Source organism: Paenirhodobacter populi (assembly GCF_004022215.1).
GTDB classification, from domain to species: Bacteria; Pseudomonadota; Alphaproteobacteria; order Rhodobacterales; family Rhodobacteraceae; genus Rhodobacter; species Rhodobacter populi.
Genome location: NZ_SAUZ01000028.1, coordinates 24,365 through 48,626, shown reverse-complemented (window position 1 = coordinate 48,626; position 24,262 = coordinate 24,365). Strand labels below are relative to the sequence as shown.

The window sequence follows — 24,262 nt, the reverse complement described above, 5'->3', positions numbered from 1 at the left end:
GCGCTTCAGCGCTTGGTTGTAGCTGGGCCAGTTCCGGGTCTTGTAGGGCGGAGGTGTCGGTCTGCTCATGCTACCCAGCTATCACGCTGAATTCACAAGGTGAATCCGTCACCGGATTTGTACAACAGAGCCGCTATATGCTACCTATAGTTTGGAAAGGTTCGAAAAAAGAAATTTGGCAGAACCTTCCAGGATTTGAACATAGATACGCTCCATTATCAGATCACGTCTTCGACTATTTCAGCGCGAACTCGTCAGCCTTCTTAGGCTTAAAGAAAGACATTAAGGAAGCATATCTCCTAAGTGAAATACTTCCAGCGCTCGCTCACTTGGATCAGTTCGAACTTTCCGATTTGGAGAATACGTTAATGAGTGAGAGAGGGGGTGGTTATCGTTGGGCACCAGTGGCAGGTAAAATGGGCTGGGATCATTGGTCAACGAAGCAGATTTTTGAACGACTGGAAACGGAAAAGTTCACTGCAGAGTTGGCGGAAGCCGGCTTTGGGAATGGAAACCCGAAGGCCGTAAATGTGGCTGCGAAACACGTAAGGCTGGCTGTTGCCAATTTACACTGGCAATAAAATTCACCACTAAAAATTTGGAAGATCTAAGGACAGAAAAGCCCTGTCGGGCCGAAGTGTGCATGCTTATGCTTTTCGGCCCGCAAAGGCGGCCGGTAAGCCATTGAATTCAAACTGAGTCTACCGATCAAAATTCAGGCGATCGATTCGGGTGTGCAGCCTTATGCCGTGTCGGCAGATCTCAAATAAAACCCTTGATTCATTGGCGATTGTGCCGTTTCTCGTGCCAGGGGCCGTGCCAGAATTGGGGTGAGCGATGGCGGGAAAACTGCGACACTGGAAAGAGAAGGACGGTCGATTCCATGCGCGGATCGCGGTTCCGTCCAAGCTGCGACCGATCCTTGACCGACCCCGCTCTGAACTGGTCGAAGCACTCCGGGGGACCGCCGTGTAGCGATACGGCTTCACTCTGCGGCTGTCGCACGGCTGCAACGTGAACTGGCCGTTGCCGCGCATAAGGCAAAGGGCGATGGCTCTGAGCCGGTCGACGAACGCTTTCCCCTGACGACCGCCGATTTTGCGCGTGCTGTCTGGCAGCGCTACACGAGCGCGATCAACGCGGATGAGGCTGCACGAGCAGCATATCCGACCGAAGCCGAACTGGCGGTTGAACGCACAACGCTGGTTCAAAAGGCGTAGACCGGGGCAATCAGAACAACCGATCCTCTGGTGGTTCTCGATGCCTCTCTTGACATCCTTCGGCTCAAGGAAGCGCGCGCTATTGACCAGCATACACGCAGGGCACGGCTCCAAGCCCTCAAGCGCGAACTGGCAGCGGGGGAAACGCATCAGGTCGAACACGAAATCGACGCCTATCTCGACCGGCTGCACCTGACCGCAGAGCGTGGAACGCCAGAGCGCGCGGTTCTGGCGAAGCAAGACGATGCAGCGCCGAGATTGAAGCCTTGGAACGGACTATTGAGCGCGATGGCGGTGACTATCGCGGCCAACCCTCCGACCCGGCGGCCAAGCCGCCTGCCCCTGAACGTGCCGCCGATCCTGTCAGCCTGTCCAAGCTGTGGAACGACTACCTCGCATCCCGGATGCAGATTGGTTTTGTGAAAGACGGTGGCAAGCGTCAGGCTCCGGTGATCAAAAATCTGCGCGCCTTCCTCAAGCATCACGACGCGCGCAAGGTGACAAAGAAAGACCTTCTGGAATGGCGCGACCATCTTCTGAACATGGATGGGCTTAGCGCCAAGACCGTCAGCGACATTTACCTCTCGACTGTGCGCTCGCTGTTCGGGTGGGCACATGAGAACGAACGGCTTCCTGAGAACGTGGCCGCGACCGTCCGGCAGCCGAAGCCGCGCAAGGTGCAGGTGCGTGAGCGCGGGTATACTGATGCCGAGGCCGTCGCGGTGTTGCGGGCCTTCCGGTCGCATGTTCCGAAGTCACCGCGCGCACCGGCAGTCGGCCGACGTTCGATCAGGCGGAAATCGCCATGAAGGAACTGGCGACCTATGTGGACCTGTTGCTCCAACTGGCCGAGGACAGCGCCAACGTGCTTTCCGAAGCCACCACCGCGCTGGCCCAGGACTTCGGGCGAAAGGAAAGCCTCGCCTTTGTGAACGGCTCGATCGCGCTGGAACCCTCGGGCTTCATGGAGGACGCGAACATCGCCACCACGGCGAACGGCAGCAAGACCGCACTTTCGCCGGATGCACTGATTGCACTGAATGTATTCCCTGCCCGCCACCTATCGCGCGACCGGCACATGGGTGATGAACGGCAAGACCCTCGCCATGATCCGCACCCTTAAAGACAACCAATTACCACTGACAGCCGTCCTATCAGGCCGTGCAGCAGGAGACCATCCTCGGACGTCCTGTCATGGAAGCCGCGGATATGCCCGACATTGCGGATGCCACGCCGGTCATCTTCGGGGATTTCAAACGTGGGTACCCGCGTTTCTTCAATGCGATCCGTCATGGTCACCACCGTGTCATTGTCGGAAATGACCGCAAGACCGGACTGCCGCTCGATGAAACGGAAATGCCAGCTTTCAACCTGGCTATGAGGACGATCTACATCATTCCCGTCACCAAGGGCCGGAAAGATGGCGACGTCGGCAAGGTGATCGCAGACGTGGTTTTGACTGGCCTGTCCGCAATGACTGGCGGCAGCGCTTTTATGGGCACCGCCCTGAGACAATCCCATGGCTGCCCCCGCCCCGTCTCTGCCGTTGTGGCAATATCGTTCCCGCTGGTGAGATCTGCGCTTGCCAGCGTGACGCCACACGCGCTCGGAAGCGTTATGCCGACAACCGGCCTTCATCCTCGCAACGCGGCTATAACGGCGGCTGGCGGAAACTCCTGGCCGAGTTTCTGCGTCTGCATCCATTCTGCAAAATATGCGGGAACAGCGCCGAGTATGTTGACCATATTAAGCGCCACCACGGCGACGCGCCTCTAATCTTCGATTGGAACAACCTGCAAGCTCTCTGGGCCGCCACAACAGCGTGACGCAAAGGCAAGAGCGCGCCAACGCCCTTTATATTGCCTCCGCCTGACGGACGGCCCGTGGACCGTCCGTCGTGGTCATCAGGCCGCGAGATCGCGCCGCAGCTTTGTCACGGCCAGAGCGGCCTCGCCCGCCTCGCGGCCCTTCTGGATGAAATGCGCGCAGTAGATCGCCCTGTGATGGCCGGTTTCCTGATACTGATGGGGCGTCAGCGACACCGACAGCACCGGCACATCGGTTTCGAGCCCCGCCTGCATCAGCCCGTTGACCACTGCCTGCGCGACGAATTCATGCCGGTAGATCCCGCCATCGACGACGAAGGCCGCCGCCGCGACGGCGCCATACCGCCCGCTGCGCGCCAGATCCCGCGCCATGAGCGGAAGTTCAAAGGCGCCAGGAACATCGAACACATCGACCTGATCGGCGGGAACGACCTGAAGGAACCCTTCCAGAGCCTGGTCGACGATCTCGGAATGCCAGTTGGCCTTGATAAAAGCGTAACGGGTGTGTGCCATCGTGATCTCCTTTCGTAACGACACGTCACCCAAGGCGATCACATGCGATCCCTTTCGCCTGCGGGGCGGAAGGGGCATGTTCTCTTTCATCCGGACTGTGACCGTCGGCTCAGGACTCGCACCTGATCTGCTGACCCTTCGGTGGAAGGCGCTCGCGGGCTTGCGGCTGACCGCTTACCGCCGGTGGGGAATTTCACCCCGCCCTGAGAACACCCTGTTCTGTAGTCCCGGTTTCCGGACATCGCAACTGGAAGCTGTGCGAGGCCGTATGAGGGATCTCGCCTTTGCAACGCGCGATCACCGCATGATCAGACTGCCGGTGACGTAGGAAGCCCCCGCCCGAAAGCAGAACCGGCGCGACCAAGGCTGCCTCGTTCCAACGCGGCCAAAGGCACCTGCGCGGTGACGAAGATGCTGGGCCAAGTCAGGCAGGAAGTCGGGGAAACCCCTCCCGATCGAACCGGGGCCGAGTTGTTCACCGGATACCGCGCGGCATCAGCGCCCGGGCAAAAGGCTGAAGCAACGCGACCTGCGCGGCAGTCCCGCCCCGCGCCGGTCGCCTGATCGCGGTCAGGCGGGACTGGGGCCCTCCCTTCGACGGCTACTATCCGTCACGGCGGCAGATGCGTCCGGCGTTCCGCGCCTTCACCGAATTCTTCCGCTGGCGAGACTGATCGCGGCATCGGGCACCCGGCGCCCATCACGTTTCGCGAAAGGCGCGGGCGAAATAATCCGTGACGGGTTTGAGCAGATAGGTCATCGCCGGCCGTGCGCCGGTGGTGAGCATGACCTCGACCGGCATCCCGGGCAGGACCTGCGCCGCACCGAGCTTGCGCATCTCTTCGGGATCGATCGTCACCTCGGCGCGGAAATAGCTCTGCCGGGTTTCGGCATCCTCGAAGGAATCGGCCGAGACCAGCGTCACCCGCCCGGTCAGTTCGGGCGTGGTGCGGCTGGAAAAGGCGGTGAAGCGCAGCGTTGCCGCCTGCCCCGGATGCACATTGTCGACGTCACCGGGCGAGACCCGCGCCGCCACGATCAGCGGCCGGTCCTGCGGCACGACATAGGCCACCGTATCCGCCGCCCGCAGCACCGCCCGCGGCCCCGCCACCTGCAATCCGTGGACCAGCCCCGCCACCGGCGCCCGCACCTCGAGCCGCGAGATCTGCTCGCGCAGCACGGTGCGCTGCTCCGTCAGTTGCAGCTCCTGCAAGCCGAGGTCGCGCAGCTCCTTCGTCGCATCCTCGCGCCGCCGGCTGTCGAGCGCGAGGATCTCCAGCCGCGTCTCGACGATCCTGCCGCGTGCCTCGGCCTGCGCGGCGATCAGCGATCCCCGCTCGCCGTCGAGGCGCGCGGCCTCGCGGTCCAGCGCCATCACCGTCGCGCTCGGCACGAGGCCAAGGTCCAGCAGCCGGCGCTTGTCCGACACCTCCTGCGCGATCAGCGCCGATTGCCGTTCCAGCGCCGCGATCTGCGCGTCAAGGCCGGTGATCTGGCTTTCGATCTGGGTGATCCGTTCGCCCAATTGCGCGCGCTGGCCGGCAAGGGTCGCGGCGCGGGCGGTGAACAACCCCTCCTGCCCGCGCATCAGCGCCGCGACCGGGGCGTCCCGTGCCGCGCGCTCCGTCAGTTCCGGGCGGAAGGTGATGGCGCTGCCGTCGCGCTCGGCCTCGAGCCTGCCGCTGCGGGCGAGGATTTCGTAATATTGCGCCTCGGCCATCGCCAGTTCGGCGCGGAGCCTGTCGCCGTCAAGAACCAGCATCACCTGCCCCGCCGTCACGGCGTCGCCTTCGCGGACCAGCACCCGGTCCACCACGCCGCCGTCGGGGTGCTGGACGATGCGGCGCTGATCCTGCACCTCGACCCTGCCGGTGGCGATCACCGCCCCCATGATCGAGGCGAAGGCGCCCCAGCCGCCGAAGCCGAAGACCAGCACCGCGAGCGTCATGAACCCTGCGATGATCGGGGTTTTCGCGCTGTGAGTCATGCCCCGCCTCCCGCCCTTGCGGTGCGCAGCACCTGCGCCGTGTTGCGCAGCCTGTCGCGCAGCACCGCGTCGCGCGGGCCGAAGGCCACCTGCCGCCCGCCGTCCAGCATCAGGATCAGGTCGCATTCCTGCAAGGCCGCCGGCCGGTGCGCCATGACCATCACGATGCCACCCGCCGCGCGGGTGGCGTGGATCGCCGCATTCACCGCCGCCAATCCGTCGTTGTCGAGGTTCGCGTTCGGCTCGTCCAGCACCAGCAGCACCGGATCACCGTACAGCGCGCGGGCAAGCCCGATGCGCTGCACCTGTCCGCCCGACAGCCCGCCGCCCTCGACCGTGACGCGGGTGTCGTAGCCGTCGGGCAGGCTCAGGATCATCTCATGCGCCCCGGCGCGGGCGGCGGCGCGCAGCACGTCCTCGGAGCGGAAACCGGGGGTCAGGCGGGCGATGTTTTCGGCCACGGTGCCATCGAACAGCGTCACCCGCTGCGGCAGGTAGCCGATCAGGCGGCCGAGCATGTCTTCGCCATATTGCCCGATCGAAACACCCCCCAGCCGCACGCTTCCGGCCACCACCGGCCAGATCCCGGATACCGCGCGCGCGAGCGAGGATTTGCCCGCAGCCGAAGGACCTATCACCCCCACCGCCTGCCCGGGTTCCAGCGTGAAGGAGACCTTCTGCAACGTCAGCCGCCGCTCGCCGGGGGGGGCGACGGCCAGCCCCTCAACCTGCAACCGCGCCTCGGGCCGGGCGAGCGGCATGCGCTCCGGCAAAGGCGGCGCGACGGTCAGCAGCGTTGCCAGCCGTTCGCGTGCGAGCCGCGCCGATTGCAGGAAGGACCACTGGCCCACCAGCGTCTCGACCGGCGCAAGCGCCCGGCCAAGCAACACCGAACAGGCGATCATCACCCCGGCGGAAATCTGCTGTTCCAGCGCCAGCCAGGCGCCAAGCGCCAGCATCGCCGATTGCAGGAACTGCCGAAAGGTCCGGGTGGCCGAGCCGAAGACCGAGCCCAGATCCCCCGCCGTCACCGCGCGTTCCAGCATGCGTCCGCGTGCGGCCTCCCACCGGGCCTGTGCCGCGCCGCGCATGCCGAGCGCGGCAAGCGGCCCCGCCTCGGCCCGGAACTGCGCGCCGAGCCGGTCGGTGGACAGCCCCGCACCCGCCGCCTCGGCCCGTATGCGGCCGGTCAGCATCTGGTTGAGGATCGCCATCGCCAGCAACACGCCCCCGCCCGCGATGGCGAGCCCCCCCATCAGCGGGTGAAAGAAGAAGATGCCGCCCAGAAACACCGGCGCCCAGGGCAGGTCGATCAGCGCGAAGAACACCGGCGAGGCGGCGAACTGGCGCATGGTATCCACGTCGCGCTCGGCCGCCGCGGCGGCGGGATCGTCGGGCTTCACCGCCTGCCGGCGCAGCGCCGCGTCGAACACCCGTCGGTCCATCGTCGCCTGAAACCGCGAGCCCGCGCGCGACATGATCTGGTTGCGCACCACGTCCAGCACCGCCATCGCCCCGAAAAGAAACGCCACCAGCGCGAAAAGCGCGGTCAGCGTCGCCTCGGATCCGCTGGCCAGCACCCGGTCATAGACCTGCATCATGAACAACGGGCCGGTCAGCATCAGCAGGTTGACGAAGGCCGAGAACAGCACCACCGCCCAGAACAGCGGCCTGAGCCGCCCCCAGGCCGTCCGGAGTTCCGCCTTGCCGCGCGCGTTGAGGGAACGCCCGATCATCTTCTGTCTTCGTCGGCCGAAAGAGAGACAACAGCGGCAGATATCCGGAAACGCATCATCGGCCCTCACGGCATTGGAAAGGTTATGGCCGCCCGGCTTCAACCGGAGGGCCGCGAGTCAGGCGAAGGAATCGCCGCCCTCCCCGCGAAACGACCTCGTTGTTTCCAAACCTACGCAGGCTCCCCTTAGAAATGGTTGACGCGGTTCATTCGAGTCTTTCCCGCAGGCAGACATGCCAAGGCCCGCCGCGCGGGGCGACGGGCCTTGGCCGGAGAATGCGGGAATATCAGACGCTTGCGGCCTGTTCCGGATGCTTGCCCTCGGCCACTTCCTCGACCAGCTTGGCGTTGAAGGCGGGCAGATCGTCGGGCGAGCGGCTGGTCACCAGCCCCTGATCGACCACGACCTCCTCATCCGTCCAGTTGGCCCCGGCATTGACCAGATCCGTGCGGATACTGGCGTAAGAGGTCAGGTCGCGCCCCCGGATCACATCGGCCTCGGCCAGTACCCAAGGCGCATGGCAGATCGCGGCCACGGGCTTTTCCTGTTCAAAGAAGGCGCGCACGAAGGAGACCGTGTCGGGGCTCGCCCGCAGCTTGTCGGCGCCGACGCTGCCGCCGGGAATGACCAGCGCATCGAAATCCCGGGCCGAAACCTCGGTGATCGTCTTGTCCACCGCATATTCCGCGACCGGGTCCAGATCGTTCCGGACGGTCTGCGCCCGGCCCTTTTGCAGCCCGACGACGGTGACAGATGCGCCCGCCGCCTCCAGCGCCTGCTTCGGCTTGGTGAACTCAGAATCCTCGGTGCCGCGCGGAGCGATCAGGATGGCCACTTTCTTGCCTGTGAGTTTCATGTTTTCTCCTTTCCGGTTACGGGCGCCATTGCACCCCTGATGCGGGCCTATTTCGCCAAAAAGGCGATCAGCGCCGCGTTGAATGCCTGCGCATGGCTGACATTGAGGCCATGCGGCGCCCCGCCGATCACCACCAGCTCGCTGCCCGCCACCGCCCTGTGGGTGCGCGCGCCGGAGCCCTCGAACGGCACGGTCCGGTCGCCGCTGCCATGCAGCACCAGCACCGGCACCGCGATGCCGGGCAGGTCTTCGCGGAAATCGGTCGTGCCGAAGGCCTTCATGCAGCCAAGCGCCGCCGCCTGATCCGACTGGTGGCACAGGGCGACGGCGTCCTGCAGGTCCTGTTCGCCCACCATCAGGCCTTCGTCGGTGCTGAAGAAGCCGGTGGTGAACTCCTCGAAAAAGGCGGTGCGATCCTCGCGCAGGGACTGTTCCATGTCGGCCACGGCCGCCTGCGTCAGTGGCCCCTCGGGATTGTCCGGGGTGCGCAGCATGAAGGGCGGCACCGCGGCGGCGAAGACGATGCTGCGCAGCCGGTCTTGCCCGTGGCGCGAGATGTAGCGGGCCACCTCGCCGCCGCCCATCGAAAAGCCCACCAAGGTGACATCGCGCAGATCGAGCCGGTCGAGAATCCCCGCCAGATCATCGGCCAGCACATCGTAGTCATAGCGCGTGCCGGTCTTGTCCGAGCGGCCGAAGCCGCGCCGGTCGTAGGTGATCACGCGGTATCCCACCCCCATCAGCGCCGGCACCTGATGCGCCCAGGCCTCGCCGGACAGGGGCCAGCCGTGGATCAGCACGACCGGACGGCCGCTGCCGCCCCGGTCGTCGACATGCAGGGTCACGGGATCTTGGTTCAGGTCATCCATGCGGTTTCCTGTCTTGCTGGATCTGACGTGGCATGCCTTTTCAACGTCCCGCGCCGGGCGCAGTTCCCGGCGGGTCCAGCCGTCGGCGGTTTCCCCCCGCTGCCGGAACCCGCACCGGCCGGGCGCCGTTGATCCCCCGACGGCCACGCAAGGCCATGAAAGGGAGAATGACGATGACCGATCTGCGCGAAACCTTCTGGAAGCGGCTTGAAGGCATCAATGCCGGGATGCTCGGCACGGTGGACCGGCTGAAGCTGGTGCCGATGTCGCATTACGCCGACCCGGCGCGGGATGCGCTGTGGTTCATCGCGGCGGAGGGGACCGATCTGGTCGATCAGCTCCGCTCCGGTCCGGTGGAGGCGGTGCATGTCATCGGTGACGGCGGGGGCAAGCTCTGGGCGCGCATCGAGGGGCAGCTCGACCTCTCGCAGGATCGCGCCAAGCTCGACGAGATCTGGAACGCGGTCGCCGCCGCCTGGTTCGAGGGCGGTGAGCGCGACCCCGACGTGCGGCTGCTGAAACTGTCGCTCGAACAGGCCGAGGTCTGGACGACGACGGGCGGCCCCGGCTTCCTCTACCAGATCGCAAAGGCCCGCCTGACCGGCGAGAAACCGGATCTGGGCGAGCATTTCGCGCTGACCTTCTGATCGGCGCCTAGCGCGGCTCCACGCTCACGGACAGGGCGAACCGGTCGATACCGGGGCGGCCGAGGTCGAACCGCGTGCCGCGGGGCGGGCATGGGGCGGGATCCGGCGTGCCCATGCTCAGCGCAAGGCGCAGGGTGCCGGCAGGGAAGCGCCAGACGGCGCGAAGCGCGGCGGCGCCCTGCCGCTCGACCTGCGCCTCAAGGCGCGGACCGCTGGCCAGAAGCGGTACCACGCGCGCCGCGCGAAAGGCCAGCGCCCGGCGCGTGAGATCCAGCCAGTCCCGCGCCCGGGCATTGTCGCACCAATCGAGGTGGGAACGCGCAAAGCTTCCCTCCGCCAGCGGATCCGGCGCCGAGGCGCCCAAGGCGGCGATCTCGCTGAATGCGGCGGCGCGGCCCTTGCGGACGGCTTCGGCCAGCTCGCCCGCGTAATCGGCGAAGAACAGGAAGGGGGTGATGGCGCCCCGTTCCTCGCCCATGAAGACCATCGGGATATAGGGCGCCAGCAGGAGCAGCGCATAGGCCGTGCGCACGCTCTGCGGATCGGCAAGCGTCAGCAGCCGCTCGCCCCGGGCGCGGTTGCCGATCTGGTCGTGGGTCTGCGTCGCATTGACGAAGGCGGTGGTCGGCAGATGGGCGCAGGGATGCCCGCGCGGCCGGGTCAGGCCGGGACGAGGCTGGCCGGGTCGGGGCTGGCCTTCCTCGACATGGCCGCGCAGTAGCGCCCGCGCCAGATCGTCCATCGGATCGCGGGCAAAGCTGGCGTAGTAGCCATGCGACTCGCCGGTCAGCAGGCAATGGACGGCATGGTGGAAATCGTCGTTCCATGCGGCGTCATAGCCGGTCTCGCGCAGGGTGGGCTCGTTGCGCTCATCCTCGACGATCAGGTGGATGGCGCGGCCCGGATCGACCGCCCGTGCCCGCTGCGCAAGCCTTCGCAGGAATGTCTCCGCCCCCGGTCCGGCGATCTGATGGACCGCATCCAGCCTGAGTCCGTCCAGCCGGAACGACCCCAGCCAGTATTCGGCGCATTCGATCCAGTAATCCCGCACGGGCGCCTGCGCGAAATCGAAGGCCGCGCCCCAGGGCGTATGCCGTGCCCGGTCGAAGAATGCGGGCGCGATGCGGTGCAGGCAGGCGCCCTCCGGGCCGAAATGGTTCATCACCAGATCGAGGATCACCATCAGACCAAGCCCATGCGCCCGGTCGACGAAGCGGCGCAGATCGTCCGGCTGGCTATAGGCCGGATGCAGCGCGAAGGGCAGCACGCCGTCATATCCCCATCCCCGCGCGCCCGCCCACTGACCCACGGGCATCAACTCGACCGCCGTGAACCCGAGTTCCGCCAGTTCGGCAAGCTTTTCCGTCGCGGCGGACAGGGTGCCTTCGCCGGTGAAGGCGCCAAGGTGAAGCTCATACAGCACCGCCCCGGACCAGTCCCGGCCGCGCCAGTCGGCCTGCCAGGGGAAATCGTCGGGGCCGGTCACGCGCGAGGCATCGTGGACGCCGCCCGCCTGACACCGGCTTGCCGGATCGGGGAAGGCCTCGCCGTCCACCCGGAAGCGATAGTCCATGCCGGGCCGGGCGGGCACCGTCGCCGCCCAGAAACCGCCCGCCTGCGCCGTCATCGGATGGTCGCGCCCGGCAAGGATCAGATCCACGCAAAGCGCCTCGGGCGCCCAGAGCCGCACGGTCCAGCCTTCCGCCGACCAACTGCCTCCCCAGCTCTGCGTCATGCCCAGATCTGTCTCATGCCCGTGTCTGTCTCATCCCGGTCTCAAAGCCTGTCGATGGGGCGCAACCTGTCGAATGGCAGCGCGGATGAACGATCCCGGGCAGTCACTCCGCGGCGGTCACCACGGCCCGCGCCGCGGCGATCTGCAACGCGATCGCGGCGGACCCGATCGGCTTGCTGACCACCGGCACATGGCGCAATCCCTCGGGCAGCATCAGCCTGTCGCCATAGCCCGTCGCGAAGACCACGGGACAGTGCCGCGCGATCAGCGCGTGGGCGAGGCTTTCCGACGTCTCGCCCCCCAGCTCAAAATCCAGCACCGCGAGATCGGGCGAAAAGTCCTGCAGCACCGCCTGCGCCTGCGCCAGACCGCCCGCGATGCGGATCTCGCCCGCGCCCAGATGGCGCAACGTTTCCTGCGTGTCGAGCGCGATCAGCGCCTGATCCTCGACGATCAGGACCGACTGGCCGTCAAGCGTCCCCTGCACCGTGCCGATCGCCAGCACTTCCTGAGTATCGGCATCGGTGACGTGCAGGGCCGGAATGACGAACCGCGCCAGCAGGCCGCCCGCGGCGAATTCGATCTCGGCCCGGCCCTGCAGGTCATATTCCATCGACCCGCGGATCAGCCGCGACCCAAAGCCCGACTCGTGCGGCACCACGACCGCCGGCCCGCCGCTTTCGCGCCAGTTCAGCACCAGCCCCTCGATCCCGTCGAAGGACCATGAAATCGACAATTGCCCGCCCGGCACCGAAAGGGCACCGTATTTGGCTGCATTGGTCATCATTTCATGCAGGACCAGCGCAAAGACCCCGAAGGCCGTATCGTCGAGCCGCAGCTCCGGCCCCTGCGCGGTCACGCGGCCGGGATCGTCGTCGCCGCGAAACAGCATCGCCTCGGTCTCGATCAGCGCGCCCAGACTGCCGCTGCCCTCGCGCAGCGAATTGTCATGCGCCGTCGCCAGCGCATGCAGCCGCCCCTCCAGCGCCTGGGTATACTGATCCACGCTGGTCGCACTCGCCCCGGTCTGAAGGACGATCGAGCGCACCAGCGCCAGCACGTTCTTCACCCGATGGTTCAGTTCCTGATTGACGATGTTGCGCCGATGCGCGGTCCGCGCGCGTTCCTCGGCCGCCGCCTCGCTTTGCGACAACATCACGTCGCGCAGCCAGGACCGCAGCGCCTCGGCGATGGCAAGGGTCTGCTCGTCCCACGGCAGGCAACGCCCGTGCACCCGCTCGCGCCACAGATCGAAGCTCTTGCGCGGGAACAGGCGCGGGCCGTCCGGGGTGTCGGTCACGCTCTTTTCGGGCGGGCCGGCCCAGTTGAGGTCATGCGCCTCTTCCCGCCGGAACAGGAACAGCGCGATGTTCGACTTGTCCGACAGTCGCAGCACCATCGCCCCCGCGACCGGCAGCGCCGGCCCCCGCAACAGGGTGCCAAGCGCCTGCGTGTGCCAGATGCCGCGCGTCGCCTCCCGCGAGAGCAGATCCAGCAGGCGCAGGCCGTCTTCGTGCGACAGCGCGGCCCCGGTCGCAAGCCAGTCCTCGCCGTTCAGCAGCGCGGCACCGTGACAGCCCGCCAGCGCCGCCAGCCCCGGCAACCGCCCGCGCAGCGCCTGATCCAGCGGCTGGTCGGTTCCCGACTCGGCGATCATCAGGTCGAGCTGGCGCCGCGCGCCGGCAGAGGCCAGCATCGCCTCGCGCCGCTCGGTCGCGGCGATCTGCATGGCGAAGTAGTGGCCGAACAGCTCCGCCGCCATGCGCAGCGCCAGCGGCGTCACCCGCGCCGTGCGGTGGTGGCAGGGGATCAGCCCCCAGAGCTTCCCCTCCACGATCAGCGAGATCGACAGCGAGGCCCCCACATCCATGTTGCGCAGATACTGGCAATGCACGGGCGAGACGCTGCGCAGATGCGCGTGCGACATGTCCACCGGCGCCTCTCCGGGTGCCAGCGGCGGGTCGAGCGGCACCGGCTCATAGGCGGAATCGGCGATCATCCGGATCGGGTTTTGCAGATACAGCCGCCGCGCCTGTTCGGGAATGTCGCTGGCCGGGAACCGATGGCCAAGGAAACTGCCCAGCTCCTGCGCGGCGGCCTCGGCCATCACCTGACCCGCACCGTCATCGCCGAAACGGTAGATCATCACCCTGTCATAGCCCAGCAGCGCCTGCACCAGCCGCGCCCCCACCGTCAGCAGCCGGCGCGTGTCGGTCACGCCGTCGAGCCGCGCGATCAGTTGCCGGGTCAGCTCCAGCGCCTGACTGGAGGTCTGTTCCTCCGGCGGCGCAGGTTCCAGCTCGATGATGCAGCGCCCGGCATGGACATGGATCGTCGCGTCAAACCGGCGCGTGCCCCCCGGCAGGACCAGTCCGGCAAGGATGCCGACCCCGCCCCGGTGCCCGGCCCGGGCGCTGGCGTTGCGCAGATCGTGCAGGTGTTGCCGGCCAAGAACCTCGGAAACCGGCTGGCCGGGGAACGGGATGGCCCCGCCACCCGTTATCCCGGCGAAGTTGCGCGAAACGTGAAGGATCGAGAAGGTGACAGGATCGCAGACCAGCATGGCCCCATGGGGCTGGATCGCCCCGGGGATGTGGATGGGTTCCCGCGCGCAGGGATCCTCGCCGGACGAACGCTCATCCATGCGACCGCATCCCCGGATACAGGCGCGGATGCCGGAAGGCCGCTCCATCATCGTGCGAAATAGACATCATGCCGGCGGATCATCCTGAAGTTGAAAGGGCACTGCTTGGGCTCTGTGTTCACGAGTAACATACCCCTTGAGGGTCTTCTGTCCACTTCTGCACACAGGCGACGAATTAATTCCTACGAAAGGAAGGCGCAATGGCCGCATCTTCGGACCTGATCGGGGACAACCTGCTTTTGGGGCGGCTTGTGCCCGAAGACAGGCAGCGTCTGGCACGGCATCTTGTCGCGCGGCAGATGCAACCCGGTGATACGTTGCAGAAAAGCGGCGACGACGTTCAGCACACGTGGTTCCCCTGCGGCGCGGCCTGCGGCGGCTTTCGCGTCGCGGCCGAGGATGGCGGCAACCCGGTCGAGGTCGCCTGTATCGGGCGCGAGGGGGCGATCGGGGGCATCGTCTCGAACGGCCGGGTCCCCGCCTATGCCACCGCCGAGGTGCGCGCGCCCGGCTGGTTCCTGATGATCCGGATCGAGCAGCTCGAGGATGCCAAGATGGAATCGCTCGCGCTGCGCCACTGGCTGTCGCGCTATTCCGATTGCCTGGTGGCGCAGCTTTTGCAGAATTCCGCTTGCAACGCCCGCCACACCATCACGCAACGCTGCGCGCGCTGGCTGCTGGCGGAATCGAGCCGCACCGGGGCGCCCGACATCGCGATGACGCAAGAACAGCTTGCCGCGATTCTGGGCGTCGGGCGCACCTTCGTCACCCGCGTCGTCGGCGCGATGCGGGCCGAGGGCCTGATCGCAACGCAGCGCGGGCGGATCGTGCTGCGCGACACCGAGGGCCTGCAAAAGCGCTGCTGCGACTGTTCCGAGGTGATCGCGCAGCACTACGACGCGGTGATGAGCGGGATCTATGGCCCGGTCGGCAAGACCTGATCGCGCCTCCGGCAGAGCCCGGGACTGACGCCATCCCGGCATTTCGCGGCGCGCGATCCGCGATCGGATCGGAATTTCGCATGGGGATGCGGGAATCGTGGCGCATATCCACGGCAGGCGCCCGTCGCCCCGGCGCAACCTGCGCCCGTTCCTTTCGCGGCGCTTTGCGGCGGATCGAAAAGTCGCTTTCGGCACCTCTGGTGCCCTTGACCTCCGTTCTTCGCTGGGGTAACACCCGCCACACATCGCGGATGCGGGCCTTGCCCGCTGCGCAACGGATGCCCCCTCGTCTAGCGGCAGGACGCCTGACTCTGACTCAGGAAACTATGGTTCGAATCCATGGGGGGCAGCCAAAACAAAATTCCATTTTTGATTTCAAGGGATTGATCGCCGGTTGGGCGATGTGATTCCGATATCTGTTCTTCTGCATGAAAATCCCGGGCAACCGGATCAGGGATCGCATCGGGACCATTTCCCCGCAAACCGCGGATGGGTGCAGGCGGCAAAGCCCGCGCCGATCCGATGGAAGAGTCGCGCCTCCCCGGAAACGGCAGCCGCCCGCCACTCACCTCGGGCGGCTGCCAACTCATACTGAAATTCCACCACTGAATGAAAAGATCATAATATGAGTCTGATCTGCATGTCTTTGATGCAGGTCATCCCTGCGGCGTTCCGATGGGGATAATCCGGCCGATTCCCATCCCCTGAGCGCAGAGCCCATCTTCCGGGCATATCCGTTTCCGGGCGGGGTGATTCAGATGCGCCGCCCGCCCGCCCATGATCCCGTCAACCGCATCGGGACGGGTCAGGGCCGGTGCCCCTCGGCGGCAACTGCGCCCCGATCAGTCCCCCAGAAGGAAATTCCGGTGCGGCGCGGTATCGGGGCCGGCCAGCGTCTCGGCCTCGTCCTTCAGGGCGACGCCGGTCAGCCTGCGCCGGCGCGCCTCGTTCATCAGGAACATCAGCTTGTGCGCCGCAGCCGCGTAGGACAGGCCCGCCGCGCGGACGTTGGAGATGCAGTTGCGCGCCTCGTCCGTCAGGCCGGGCTTCGGCGCCCATGTCAGGTAAAGCCCCATGCTGTCGGGCGAGGACAGCCCCGGCCTTTCGCCGATCAGCACCACGACCAGCGAGGCCGCCAGCGCCGCGCCGATCTCGTCCCCGATCGCCACCCGCGCCTGCGTCACCACCGGCACCGGCCCGACCGTCCAGCCCGAGGCCCGCAGCATCGGCACCACCGTGCCGAGGAAGCCCACCGCATTCGCCTCAATCGCCAGAGCCGAAAGCCCGTCGGCGACGACGAAGGCCACGTCGCAGGGCACCGGCGCGCCCCGCGCAGCCAGCCGCTGGCGCGATGCCTCGGACAGCTTGCGCCCCAGATCCGGGCGTTGCAGATAGACCGCCCGCGTCGGCGCCGCGGAATCCAGCACGATGCTTTCCAGCCCCAGCCCCGCGATCCCCCGTTCCAGCGCCTCCACGTCCAGCGGGTGATGCACCGCCTTGCGCGCCCGCGCATGCGAGAGCTGGAATTCCAGATGCGGCGCGGTGGGCAGGCTCACCCCGGCGCGGCCAAGCGCGATCCGGGCGGGCGTCAGCGCGCGCAGCCGTTGCCAGCCGTTCGGCGTCAGGGGATCGCTCATGCCGCGGCCCCCCCTTCGATCGCCTTGCGGAAGGCAGAGGGCACGCCCTCGGCCAGCAACCCGGCGCCCTCGAAAATGCCGATGCGGGTCAGCCAGTCCTCGAATTCGGGCGCCGGGCGGCGGCCCAGCACCTTTCGCAAATAGAGAGCATCATGGAACGAGGTGGTCTGATAGTTCAGCATCACGTCATCCGACCCCGGAATGCCCATGATGAAATTGATCCCCGCGACACCCAGCAGCGTTAGCAGATCATCCATGTCGTTCTGATCGGCCTCGGCGTGGTTGGTGTAGCAGATGTCGCAGCCCATCGGCACACCCAGCAGCTTGCCGCAGAAATGATCCTCAAGCCCCGCGCGGATGATCTGCTTGCCGTCATACAGATATTCCGGTCCGATGAAGCCGACCACGGTATTGACCAGCAGCGGTTTCAGATGCCGCGCGACGGCATAGGCGCGGGCCTCCAATGTCTGCTGATCGCAGCCGTGGTGCGCATTCGCGGACAGGGCCGAACCCTGCCCCGTCTCGCAATACATCACATTGTCGCCCACCGTGCCGCGGCCAAGCGACAGCCCCGCCTCCCTGCCCTCGTCCAAAAGCTTCAGATCGACGCCGAAGGATCGGTTCGCCGCCTCGGTCCCGGCGATCGACTGAAACACCAGATCGACCGGCGCGCCGCGTTCGACCAGCGCGATGGTGTTCGTCACATGGGTCAGCACGCAGGACTGGGTCGGGATGTCATAGCGGCGGATCACCTCGTCCAGCATGTGCAGCAGGGTTTCCGCGCCGGGAATGCTGTCGGTCGCGGGATTGATGCCGATCACCGCATCGCCATTGCCATACATCAGCCCGTCGAGGATCGAGGCCGCGATCCCCGCCGGATCGTCGGTCGGATGGTTCGGCTGCAACCGCGTCGACAGCCGCCCCGCCAGCCCGATCGTATTGCGGAACCGCGTCACCACGCGGGCCTTTGAGGCGATCAGGATCAGGTCCTGATTGCGGCAGATCTTGGATACCGCGGCCACCATCTCGGGCGTCAGGCCCGGGGCCAGCGCCGCCAGCGTTTCCGCCGTCGCCAGATCCGACAGCAGCCAGTCGCGGAACCCGCCCACCGTCAGATGCGCGACGGGCGCGAAGGCGCGCGCGTCATGGGTGTCGAGGATCAGCCGCGTCACCTCGTCGATCTCATAGGGCACGATGGCTTCCTGCAGAAAGACCGACAGCGGCAGGTCGGCCAGCGCCATCTGCGCGGCGACCCGTTCCTCGGCATCGGCTGCGGCAAGCCCGGCAAGCTGGTCGCCCGACCGTTCCGGGCTCGCCTTCGCCAGAAGATCGGCGAGGCTCGCGAACACATGACGCTGCCCCGCCACGACATGAGAATAGACCGACATATCCCACCTGCTCCGGTTTCAGCGGGATTTTCGCTGATCCCGCCGACCGCCACCACCCGGTTTCGGGATAAATCCCGAAGCGCCGCCCGGTTCCGCGACGGATGCCCGAAAATCAGGCAGGGAGAACGCTTCCAAAGCCGCCGCTCATCCCCTCTTCGTGTTTCCATAAATATCCCGGGGGTGAATTTGCGCGTCAGCGCAAAGAGGGGGCTGGCCCCCTGCGCCCTCTCCGCATGGACCCAACCCTGAACCCGAGGTCACTCCCGGTTCAGCGCCACCACCGGGTCGAGCTTCGCCGCCGACCGCGCCGGCAGGAAACCGAAAGTGATCCCGATCAGCGTCGAGGAAAAGAACGCCAGCGCGATCGCCAGCGGCGAAAAGGCCAGCCGCGTATCCGCCGACAGCGAGGAGATCAGCGCCCCCGCCCCGACCGCCGTGAGAATGCCCAGCACACCGCCGACAAGGCAGACCAGCACCGCCTCGATCAGGAACTGGCTGACGATGTCGCTGCGCCGTGCGCCGACAGCCACCCGCACGCCGATCTCGCGCGTGCGCTCGGTCACCGACACCAGCATGATGTTCATCACCCCGATCCCGCCGACGACCAGCGAGATCAGCGCGATCGCCGCCACCAGCCAGGTCATCGTCTGCGTCGTCGAGGTGATGGTCGAGCGGATCGTGTCGCTGTTCTGCAACCAGAAATCCTGCGTGCCGTGGCGCAGGGTCAGCAGTTCGGTGATGCGCTCCTGCGCCTCGGTCATGTCGTGGTCGTCGGCCACGCGCACGCCGATGCTGCTCAGGTAGGTCTGGCCGGTGATGCGCGACATGGCGGTGGTATAGGGCACCCAGAGGTTCAGCGAGGACGGCCCGAAGGTCGCGCCGCTCGACCGCACCACGCCGATCACCCGCACCGGCACCTGTCCGATCATCAGCACCTGCCCGATGGCATTGCCGCTTGGGAAGAAGGTGGACAGCGTATCCTCGTCCAGCACGGCGACCTGCGCCAGCCCCTCGACATCCGTTTCGTCAAAGGTGCTGCCGTAGACCGTGGCGTAGTTGTGGACGCCGAAATAATCGCCGCTGACACCGTTGATCGACACGCTGGCGCTGTTCGAGGCGGAGACCACGGTCTTCGACGTGCTTACCGCGGGCGAGGCGCCGACGGCATAATCCTGCGCCGCGATCGCTTCGGCATCCGAGGGGACCAGCGTCTGGATCCGGTTCGCGTCCCGCCGCCCGAAGCCCGACCCCGCCCGCACGGTGATCGTGTTGGTCCCGAGCGACGAGATATTGTCCAGCACCTTCTGCTGCGTGCCGTTGCCAAGCGCCACCACCAGCACGACCGAGGCGATACCGATGATGATCCCGAGCATCGTCAGGAAGCTGCGCAGCCGGTGCGCCAGCATCGCCTTGGTCGCGGAATGGAAGGCCTCGGTGAAGCGGCGGATCCCCGCGGCGGCGCCCGACAGCGTCGCCCGGCGGCGCGGGGTGGCCGAGGCCACGGGGGCGGGTTCGGCGGGGCCGGTGCTCTTGTCCGACAGGATGGCGCCGTCGCGGATCTCGATCACCCGGCGGGCATGGGCCGCGACCTTCGGGTCATGGGTGACGACGATGATCGTATGGCCCTGCCGGTTCAGTTCCAGCAGCAGCGCGATCAGGTCCTCGCCGCTTTTGGTATCAAGCGCGCCGGTCGGTTCGTCCGCCAGGATTACCTCGCCGCCGTTCATCAGCGCACGGGCCACGGAAACGCGCTGCTGCTGACCGCCGGAAAGCTCGCTCGGCCGGTGGTCCAGCCTTTCGCCAAGGCCAAGCTGTTGCAGCAGCTCCTCGGCGCGCAGACGCCGCGCCCGGCCGGCCTCGCCCGCATAGACCGCCGGCACCTCGACGTTTTCCACCGCGTCGAGATCGCCCAGCAACTGATAGCGCTGGAAGATGAAGCCGAAATGTTCGCGCCGGAGCTGGGCCAGCTGATCGGGGTCCAGCGCCTCGACGTCGCGCCCGGCAAAGCGGTAGGTGCCCGAGGTCGGCCGGTCGAGACAGCCGAGGATGTTCATCAGCGTCGATTTGCCCGAGCCCGACTGGCCGATGATCGCCACCATCTCGCCCGCGCGGATGTCGAGCGACACGCCATGCAGGACGGTGATCGTTTCCTCCCCCGCCTGAAAGCTGCGGGTGACGTCGCGGATGGAGATCAGCGGTTGGGTCGTGTCGGGCCCGGTCATGTCAGAACCCCATCGGCGGGCCGATGCGGCGGCTTGCCGATCCCGCCTGTCCGGCGCCCGGTCCCAGCCCCATCGCGCCCTGCCCGGCGGAGACGACCTGCTGCCCCTCGGTCAGGCCGGCCTTGATCTCGGCGGTGACCTTGTTGTTCAGGCCGACCTCGACCTGCTGCTCGGTCAACCCGCCCATCGGCCCGACGACGGTGACGAAATAGTCCCGCCCCTTGCGGCGCAGCGCGCCCGCGGGAACGGTCAGCACGTCCTTCGCCTCGGCCAGCGTGATCGTCACCTGCGTGGTCATGCCGATCCGGAGGGTGCGATCCTCATTCGGCAGTTCGAGGATGGCATTGTAATAGATCGCGCTGTCGGTCGAGATCGTGTCGCTGTCCTTCAGCGCCGAGGGCGCGGGTTCCACCTCGCGCACGGTGGTGGAGAAACGCCGGTTCGGCGCGCCGAGGATGGTGAAGCTCGCATGCTGGCCGGGGCGGAGGCTGACCACATCGGCCTCGGAAATCTCGGCCTTGATGACGACGGTGTCCAGATCGGCCAGCTTGACCATCGTCGGCGCGCTTTGCGTGGCGTTCACCGTCTGGCCCTGCTGCACGTTCACCGCCACCACCGTGCCGGAAATCGGCGCCACGATCGTGGTGCGGCTCAGCGCGGTCTGCGCGGTTTTCACATTGATCTCGGCGCTGGATTTCTGCGCCTCGAGCGCCGCGATATTGGCCTTGTAGACCTCGACATCGGCGGCGGCGGTTTCCAGCGTCTGCTGCGAGCTGTAATCCGACCGGGCGAGCTTTTGCTGGCGGGCGTATTCCAGTTCCGCCTTCGACAGATTGGCGGTGGTCGCGGAAATCTGCGCGGCGATATTCGCCAGATTGGCCCGGGCCTGCGCGACGGCGTTTTCCTGGTCGTTCGAATCGATCTGCACGATCAGGTCGTCTTTCTTCACATCCTGCCCGAGCACGACCGCCAGCGTCTCGATCTGCCCCGAAACCCGGCCGCCGACGCTGACAAGCTGCTTGGCCTCCACCTGCCCGGTGGCCAGAACGGTCTGCGACACAGAGCCGCGGGCAACGGACACCGTCGCCGGCGCCGCGGTCCGGTCGGACCTGCCGTAGGTCTGCCAACCCCAATAGCCGAGGGCCGCCAGGACCACCGCCCCGATCAGGGCTGCGGTTTTCCGTTTCATCATCTCTTCCCCGGTCTCTCTGCCTGTCGCATCCTGTGCGTATAGGCGATTTTACGCCGCGCCGCCGCGTTTCCGTCGCATGTCGCCCGCGCGGCGGAATCGGGCCGGAAACGCCCGCCGGACCGCAACCCTGCTGCCCGCCGGTTCGTTTTCCATTGCCACAACGCGGGGAATCGCGCAATCAACCCGAAAGGCCCTGCGGGGCGCGTGACGGAGGTAGGAATGTCACTTGATCTCGACGGATTGACGCTTTCGCCCGAGCTGGCCGATCTGATGCAAAGGCTGACCGACACGGCGACCACGCTGCAACGCATCATCGCCCGCAACGGAATCACCGAAGATCTTTCGGCGGCCCAGGGGGTGAACGCCGGCGGCGACGGACAAAAGGCGCTCGACGTGATCGCGGACGAGGCGTTCAAGGATGCACTGAAGGATTCGGCGGTGCTCTATTACGCATCCGAAGAGGATGACGACTACATCACCTTCGACGGCGGCAATCTGGCGCTGGCGATCGACCCGCTGGACGGATCGTCGAACATCGACGTGAACGTGACCATCGGCACGATCTTTTCCGTCTTCCCCGCCGCGGCGACCCCGGAGGCGAGCTTCCTGCGCAAGGGCCGCGAACAGATCGCCGGCGGTTTCATTATCTACGGGCCGCAGCTCGCGCTGATCGCCTCCTTCGGCGACGGCGTGCACAAATGGGTGTTCGACCCCGATACCGGCCGCTTCGAGCGTCTGGCCGATCTGGGCAAGATCCCCGCGGGCAAGGCGGAATTCGCCATCAACGCCTCGAACGCGCGGCACTGGCCGGCGCCGGTCAAGGCCTATATCGACGATCTTCTGGCAGGCGAGACCGGTCCGCGCGGCAAGAACTACAATGCCCGCTGGGTCGCCTCGCTGGTTGCGGAAACCTACCGGATCCTGCATCGCGGCGGCGTGTTCCTCTATCCCGGCGACGGCCGCGAGGGCTATGCGCGCGGCCGCCTGCGCCACCTCTACGAATGCGCGCCGATCGCGATGCTGATCGAACAGGCGGGCGGCGCCGCGACGGATGGGGTGAACCCGATCCTCGACGAGGTGCCGACGAAGCTGCACGAACGCACGCCGCTCGTCTTCGGTCCGGTGGCCGAGGTGAAGCGCGTGGCGCTCTACTTCACCGATCCCGCGCGCGCTGCGCAGGCAGCGGACGACCAGCTCTGACAGCCCGGCGGCGGGCGGCTTGACTGCCGGGCCTCCCGCCGCCATATCCGCCGCGCCAGACAGGAGCCCGCCATGACCTTCGACCGCTCGATCAAGATCGCGCCATCCATCCTTTCCGCCGATTTCGCCGACCTTGGCCAGGAAATCCGCGCGATCGAGGCGCAGGGCGCCGACTGGGTCCATGTCGATGTGATGGACGGGCATTTCGTGCCGAACCTGACCTTCGGCCCGCCGGTGGTGAAGGCGATCCGGCCGCATATCACCACGGTCATGGACGTCCATCTGATGATCGCCCCGGTCGATCCCTATATCGAGGCCTTCGCCGCCGCCGGGGCCGACATCATCTCGGTCCATCCCGAGGCGGGGCCGCATATCCACCGCACGCTTCAGGCGATCCGCGCCGCGGGCTGCAAGGCCGGGCTGGCGATCAATCCGGGCACCGGGCTCGACGGGATCGACTATCTGCTCGATCTGGTGGACCTCGTCTGCGTGATGACGGTGAACCCCGGCTTCGGCGGACAGAAATTCATCCATTCGCAGATCGGCAAGGTGAAACAGCTGCGCGACATGATCGGCGACCGCCCGATCCATATCGAGATCGACGGCGGCATCACCCCCGAAACCGCGCCGCTGATGACCGCCGCCGGGGCGGATGTGCTGGTCGCGGGCTCGGCGGTGTTCAAGGGCGGCTCGGTCGCCGATCCCGCGCCCTACGGCGAAAATATCCGCGCGATCCGCACTGCGGCGGAAGCCGCCCTTTGACCCCGGATCGCCGCCCCCTCTGAACGTTCCATCCCCTTTTCGTGTTTCCATAAATATCCCGGGGGTGAGCGCGGAACGCGCGAGGGGGCTGGCCCCCTAGCCCCCCATCCAGCCGCGCGCCCATTCCCCATTCCGCGCCACGGGGCCACTTGCCATTCCAGCCCCCTTCACTACTGTGCCGGCAAAATCCGAGGCATGAAAAGGAGTTTCCGATGCAGCCCGCAGCCCTGATCTTCGACCTGGACGGCACGCTGCTGGATTCCGCCCCGGACATCCATGCCGTCTCGAACGCCGTTCTGGAACAATACGGATATGCGCCGCTGAGCTTCGACCAGGTGCGCAGCTTCATCGGCCACGGCGTGCCGCATCTGGTGGATTGCCTGATAAAGGCCTCGGGCGCGGATCCTAAAGACGGGCTGGCAGAGCGGATGATCCCCGATTTCAATCGCATCTATGAAGAGGCGGTGACCCTGACCGTGCCCTTTCCCGGCGTGCATGCGGCGCTGGAAACGCTCCGCGCGGCGGGCCATCCGCTGGCGATCTGCACCAACAAGCCGATGGGTCCCGCGCGTTCGACGCTCGGCAATTTCGGGCTGACGCCGCTGTTCGATACCGTCATCGGCGGCGACAGCCTGCCCACGCGCAAGCCGGATCCCGCGCCGCTGCGGCAGGCGCTGGCCGATCTGGGCGGCGGTCCCGCGCTCTATATCGGCGACAGCGAGGTGGATGCCGAAACCGCGCAGCGCGCCGCCCTGCCCTTCGTGCTGTTCACCGAAGGCTATCGCAAGACGCCGGTCGAGACCCTGCCGCATGCGCGGGCCTTTTCCGATTTCGCGGTCCTGCCCGGCATCGTCGCCGGCTGGCCGTGGGACGCGCGCTGAGCGCCT

19 protein-coding genes, 1 tRNA gene, 2 pseudogenes and 1 riboswitch are annotated in these 24,262 nt (G+C 66.6%); of the genes and pseudogenes, 11 read left to right on the top strand and 11 right to left on the bottom strand.

The features are described from left to right. From D2T30_RS19280 to D2T30_RS23955, 5 genes and pseudogenes are all read left to right on the top strand, one after another. Positions 1 to 581, top strand: a 581-nt coding sequence (locus tag D2T30_RS19280) for a hypothetical protein (protein ID WP_206613012.1), incomplete at its 5' end; no start/stop codon positions are given. 905 nt (positions 582 to 1,486) lie between these two features. Then, entirely contained in the window at positions 1,487 to 2,029 is a 543-nt protein-coding gene (locus D2T30_RS19275) for a hypothetical protein (RefSeq protein ID WP_128210191.1), read from the top strand. After that, positions 2,026 to 2,202 (top strand): annotated as a pseudogene (locus D2T30_RS24190) (phage major capsid protein); the annotation flags it as partial. The gene D2T30_RS19275 and the pseudogene D2T30_RS24190, both read left to right, overlap by 4 nt. A gap of 58 nt (positions 2,203 to 2,260) precedes the next feature. Then, positions 2,261 to 2,311: pseudogene (locus D2T30_RS24185) on the top strand (hypothetical protein); the annotation flags it as partial. Between the two features lie 103 nt (positions 2,312 to 2,414). After that, the gene (locus D2T30_RS23955) at positions 2,415 to 2,996 is read left to right on the top strand and encodes a hypothetical protein (RefSeq protein WP_277749566.1); all 582 of its coding nucleotides are present in this window, start codon (positions 2,415 to 2,417) and stop codon (positions 2,994 to 2,996) included. Positions 2,997 to 3,124: 128 nt separating this feature from the next. Here D2T30_RS23955 and D2T30_RS19260 read toward each other — a convergent pair whose 3' ends face one another. The 5 genes from D2T30_RS19260 to D2T30_RS19235 all read right to left on the bottom strand — a co-directional run bounded on the left by D2T30_RS19260 (position 3,125) and on the right by D2T30_RS19235 (position 9,007). Beyond that, positions 3,125 to 3,559: a 6,7-dimethyl-8-ribityllumazine synthase gene (locus D2T30_RS19260; protein WP_128210190.1), complete on the bottom strand. Its 435-nt coding sequence runs from the start codon at positions 3,557 to 3,559 to the stop codon at positions 3,125 to 3,127. Positions 3,560 to 3,633: 74 nt separating this feature from the next. Then, a riboswitch (FMN riboswitch) is annotated at positions 3,634 to 3,774 on the bottom strand. 485 nt (positions 3,775 to 4,259) lie between these two features. Then, entirely contained in the window at positions 4,260 to 5,546 is a 1,287-nt protein-coding gene (locus D2T30_RS19250) for an HlyD family type I secretion periplasmic adaptor subunit (RefSeq protein ID WP_128210189.1), read from the bottom strand. After that, complete coding sequence (locus D2T30_RS19245) at positions 5,543 to 7,282, bottom strand: type I secretion system permease/ATPase (RefSeq protein ID WP_241651340.1); 1,740 nt, start codon at positions 7,280 to 7,282, stop codon at positions 5,543 to 5,545. The genes D2T30_RS19250 and D2T30_RS19245 overlap by 4 nt, the downstream gene beginning before the upstream one ends. Positions 7,283 to 7,568: 286 nt before the next feature. Beyond that, positions 7,569 to 8,138 carry a type 1 glutamine amidotransferase domain-containing protein gene (locus tag D2T30_RS19240; RefSeq protein ID WP_128187228.1) on the bottom strand — a complete coding sequence of 190 codons (570 nt, stop codon included), beginning with the start codon at positions 8,136 to 8,138 and terminating at the stop codon, positions 7,569 to 7,571. A 47-nt stretch (positions 8,139 to 8,185) separates the two neighbouring features. Further along, positions 8,186 to 9,007, bottom strand: coding sequence for an alpha/beta fold hydrolase (locus D2T30_RS19235; RefSeq protein ID WP_128210188.1), 822 nt, complete (start codon positions 9,005 to 9,007; stop codon positions 8,186 to 8,188). A gap of 167 nt (positions 9,008 to 9,174) precedes the next feature. Here D2T30_RS19235 and D2T30_RS19230 point away from each other — a divergent pair, with 167 nt between their 5' ends. Beyond that, entirely contained in the window at positions 9,175 to 9,654 is a 480-nt protein-coding gene (locus D2T30_RS19230; RefSeq protein ID WP_241651339.1) for a pyridoxamine 5'-phosphate oxidase family protein, read from the top strand. A 7-nt stretch (positions 9,655 to 9,661) separates the two neighbouring features. On the opposite strand, the gene treZ is transcribed toward D2T30_RS19230, so the two are convergent. Both treZ and D2T30_RS19220 read right to left on the bottom strand, forming a co-directional pair. Beyond that, positions 9,662 to 11,389: a malto-oligosyltrehalose trehalohydrolase gene (gene treZ / locus D2T30_RS19225; protein WP_241651338.1), complete on the bottom strand. Its 1,728-nt coding sequence runs from the start codon at positions 11,387 to 11,389 to the stop codon at positions 9,662 to 9,664. 103 nt (positions 11,390 to 11,492) lie between these two features. Beyond that, complete coding sequence (locus tag D2T30_RS19220; RefSeq protein ID WP_128210186.1) at positions 11,493 to 14,033, bottom strand: HWE histidine kinase domain-containing protein; 2,541 nt, start codon at positions 14,031 to 14,033, stop codon at positions 11,493 to 11,495. A gap of 200 nt (positions 14,034 to 14,233) precedes the next feature. On the opposite strand from D2T30_RS19220, the gene D2T30_RS19215 reads away from it, so the two are divergent. After that, positions 14,234 to 14,974 (top strand): Crp/Fnr family transcriptional regulator, encoded by a 741-nt coding sequence (locus D2T30_RS19215; protein WP_128210185.1) that lies wholly within the window; start codon positions 14,234 to 14,236, stop codon positions 14,972 to 14,974. Positions 14,975 to 15,253: 279 nt separating this feature from the next. Beyond that, a tRNA-Gln gene (locus tag D2T30_RS19210) sits at positions 15,254 to 15,327 on the top strand. Between the two features lie 489 nt (positions 15,328 to 15,816). Here D2T30_RS19210 and eutC read toward each other — a convergent pair. The 4 genes from eutC to D2T30_RS19190 all read right to left on the bottom strand — a co-directional run bounded on the left by eutC (position 15,817) and on the right by D2T30_RS19190 (position 21,410). After that, positions 15,817 to 16,611: an ethanolamine ammonia-lyase subunit EutC gene (gene eutC / locus D2T30_RS19205; protein WP_128210184.1), complete on the bottom strand. Its 795-nt coding sequence runs from the start codon at positions 16,609 to 16,611 to the stop codon at positions 15,817 to 15,819. After that, positions 16,608 to 17,999: an ethanolamine ammonia-lyase subunit EutB gene (locus D2T30_RS19200; RefSeq protein WP_128210183.1), complete on the bottom strand. Its 1,392-nt coding sequence runs from the start codon at positions 17,997 to 17,999 to the stop codon at positions 16,608 to 16,610. The genes eutC and D2T30_RS19200 overlap by 4 nt, the downstream gene beginning before the upstream one ends. Before the next feature lie 257 nt (positions 18,000 to 18,256). Continuing rightward, positions 18,257 to 20,221: a MacB family efflux pump subunit gene (locus D2T30_RS19195; protein WP_128210182.1), complete on the bottom strand. Its 1,965-nt coding sequence runs from the start codon at positions 20,219 to 20,221 to the stop codon at positions 18,257 to 18,259. A gap of 1 nt (position 20,222) precedes the next feature. Further along, the gene (locus D2T30_RS19190; protein WP_164884366.1) at positions 20,223 to 21,410 is read right to left on the bottom strand and encodes an efflux RND transporter periplasmic adaptor subunit; all 1,188 of its coding nucleotides are present in this window, start codon (positions 21,408 to 21,410) and stop codon (positions 20,223 to 20,225) included. A 222-nt stretch (positions 21,411 to 21,632) separates the two neighbouring features. Between D2T30_RS19190 and D2T30_RS19185 the strand changes: the two genes are divergently transcribed. From D2T30_RS19185 to gph, 3 genes are all read left to right on the top strand, one after another. Beyond that, complete coding sequence (locus D2T30_RS19185) at positions 21,633 to 22,613, top strand: class 1 fructose-bisphosphatase (RefSeq protein ID WP_128210180.1); 981 nt, start codon at positions 21,633 to 21,635, stop codon at positions 22,611 to 22,613. A gap of 72 nt (positions 22,614 to 22,685) precedes the next feature. Next, the gene (gene rpe / locus D2T30_RS19180) at positions 22,686 to 23,375 is read left to right on the top strand and encodes a ribulose-phosphate 3-epimerase (RefSeq protein ID WP_128210179.1); all 690 of its coding nucleotides are present in this window, start codon (positions 22,686 to 22,688) and stop codon (positions 23,373 to 23,375) included. 212 nt (positions 23,376 to 23,587) lie between these two features. Further along, positions 23,588 to 24,256 (top strand): phosphoglycolate phosphatase, encoded by a 669-nt coding sequence (gph, locus tag D2T30_RS19175; RefSeq protein WP_128210178.1) that lies wholly within the window; start codon positions 23,588 to 23,590, stop codon positions 24,254 to 24,256. The last annotated feature ends 6 nt before the right edge of the window (positions 24,257 to 24,262 follow it).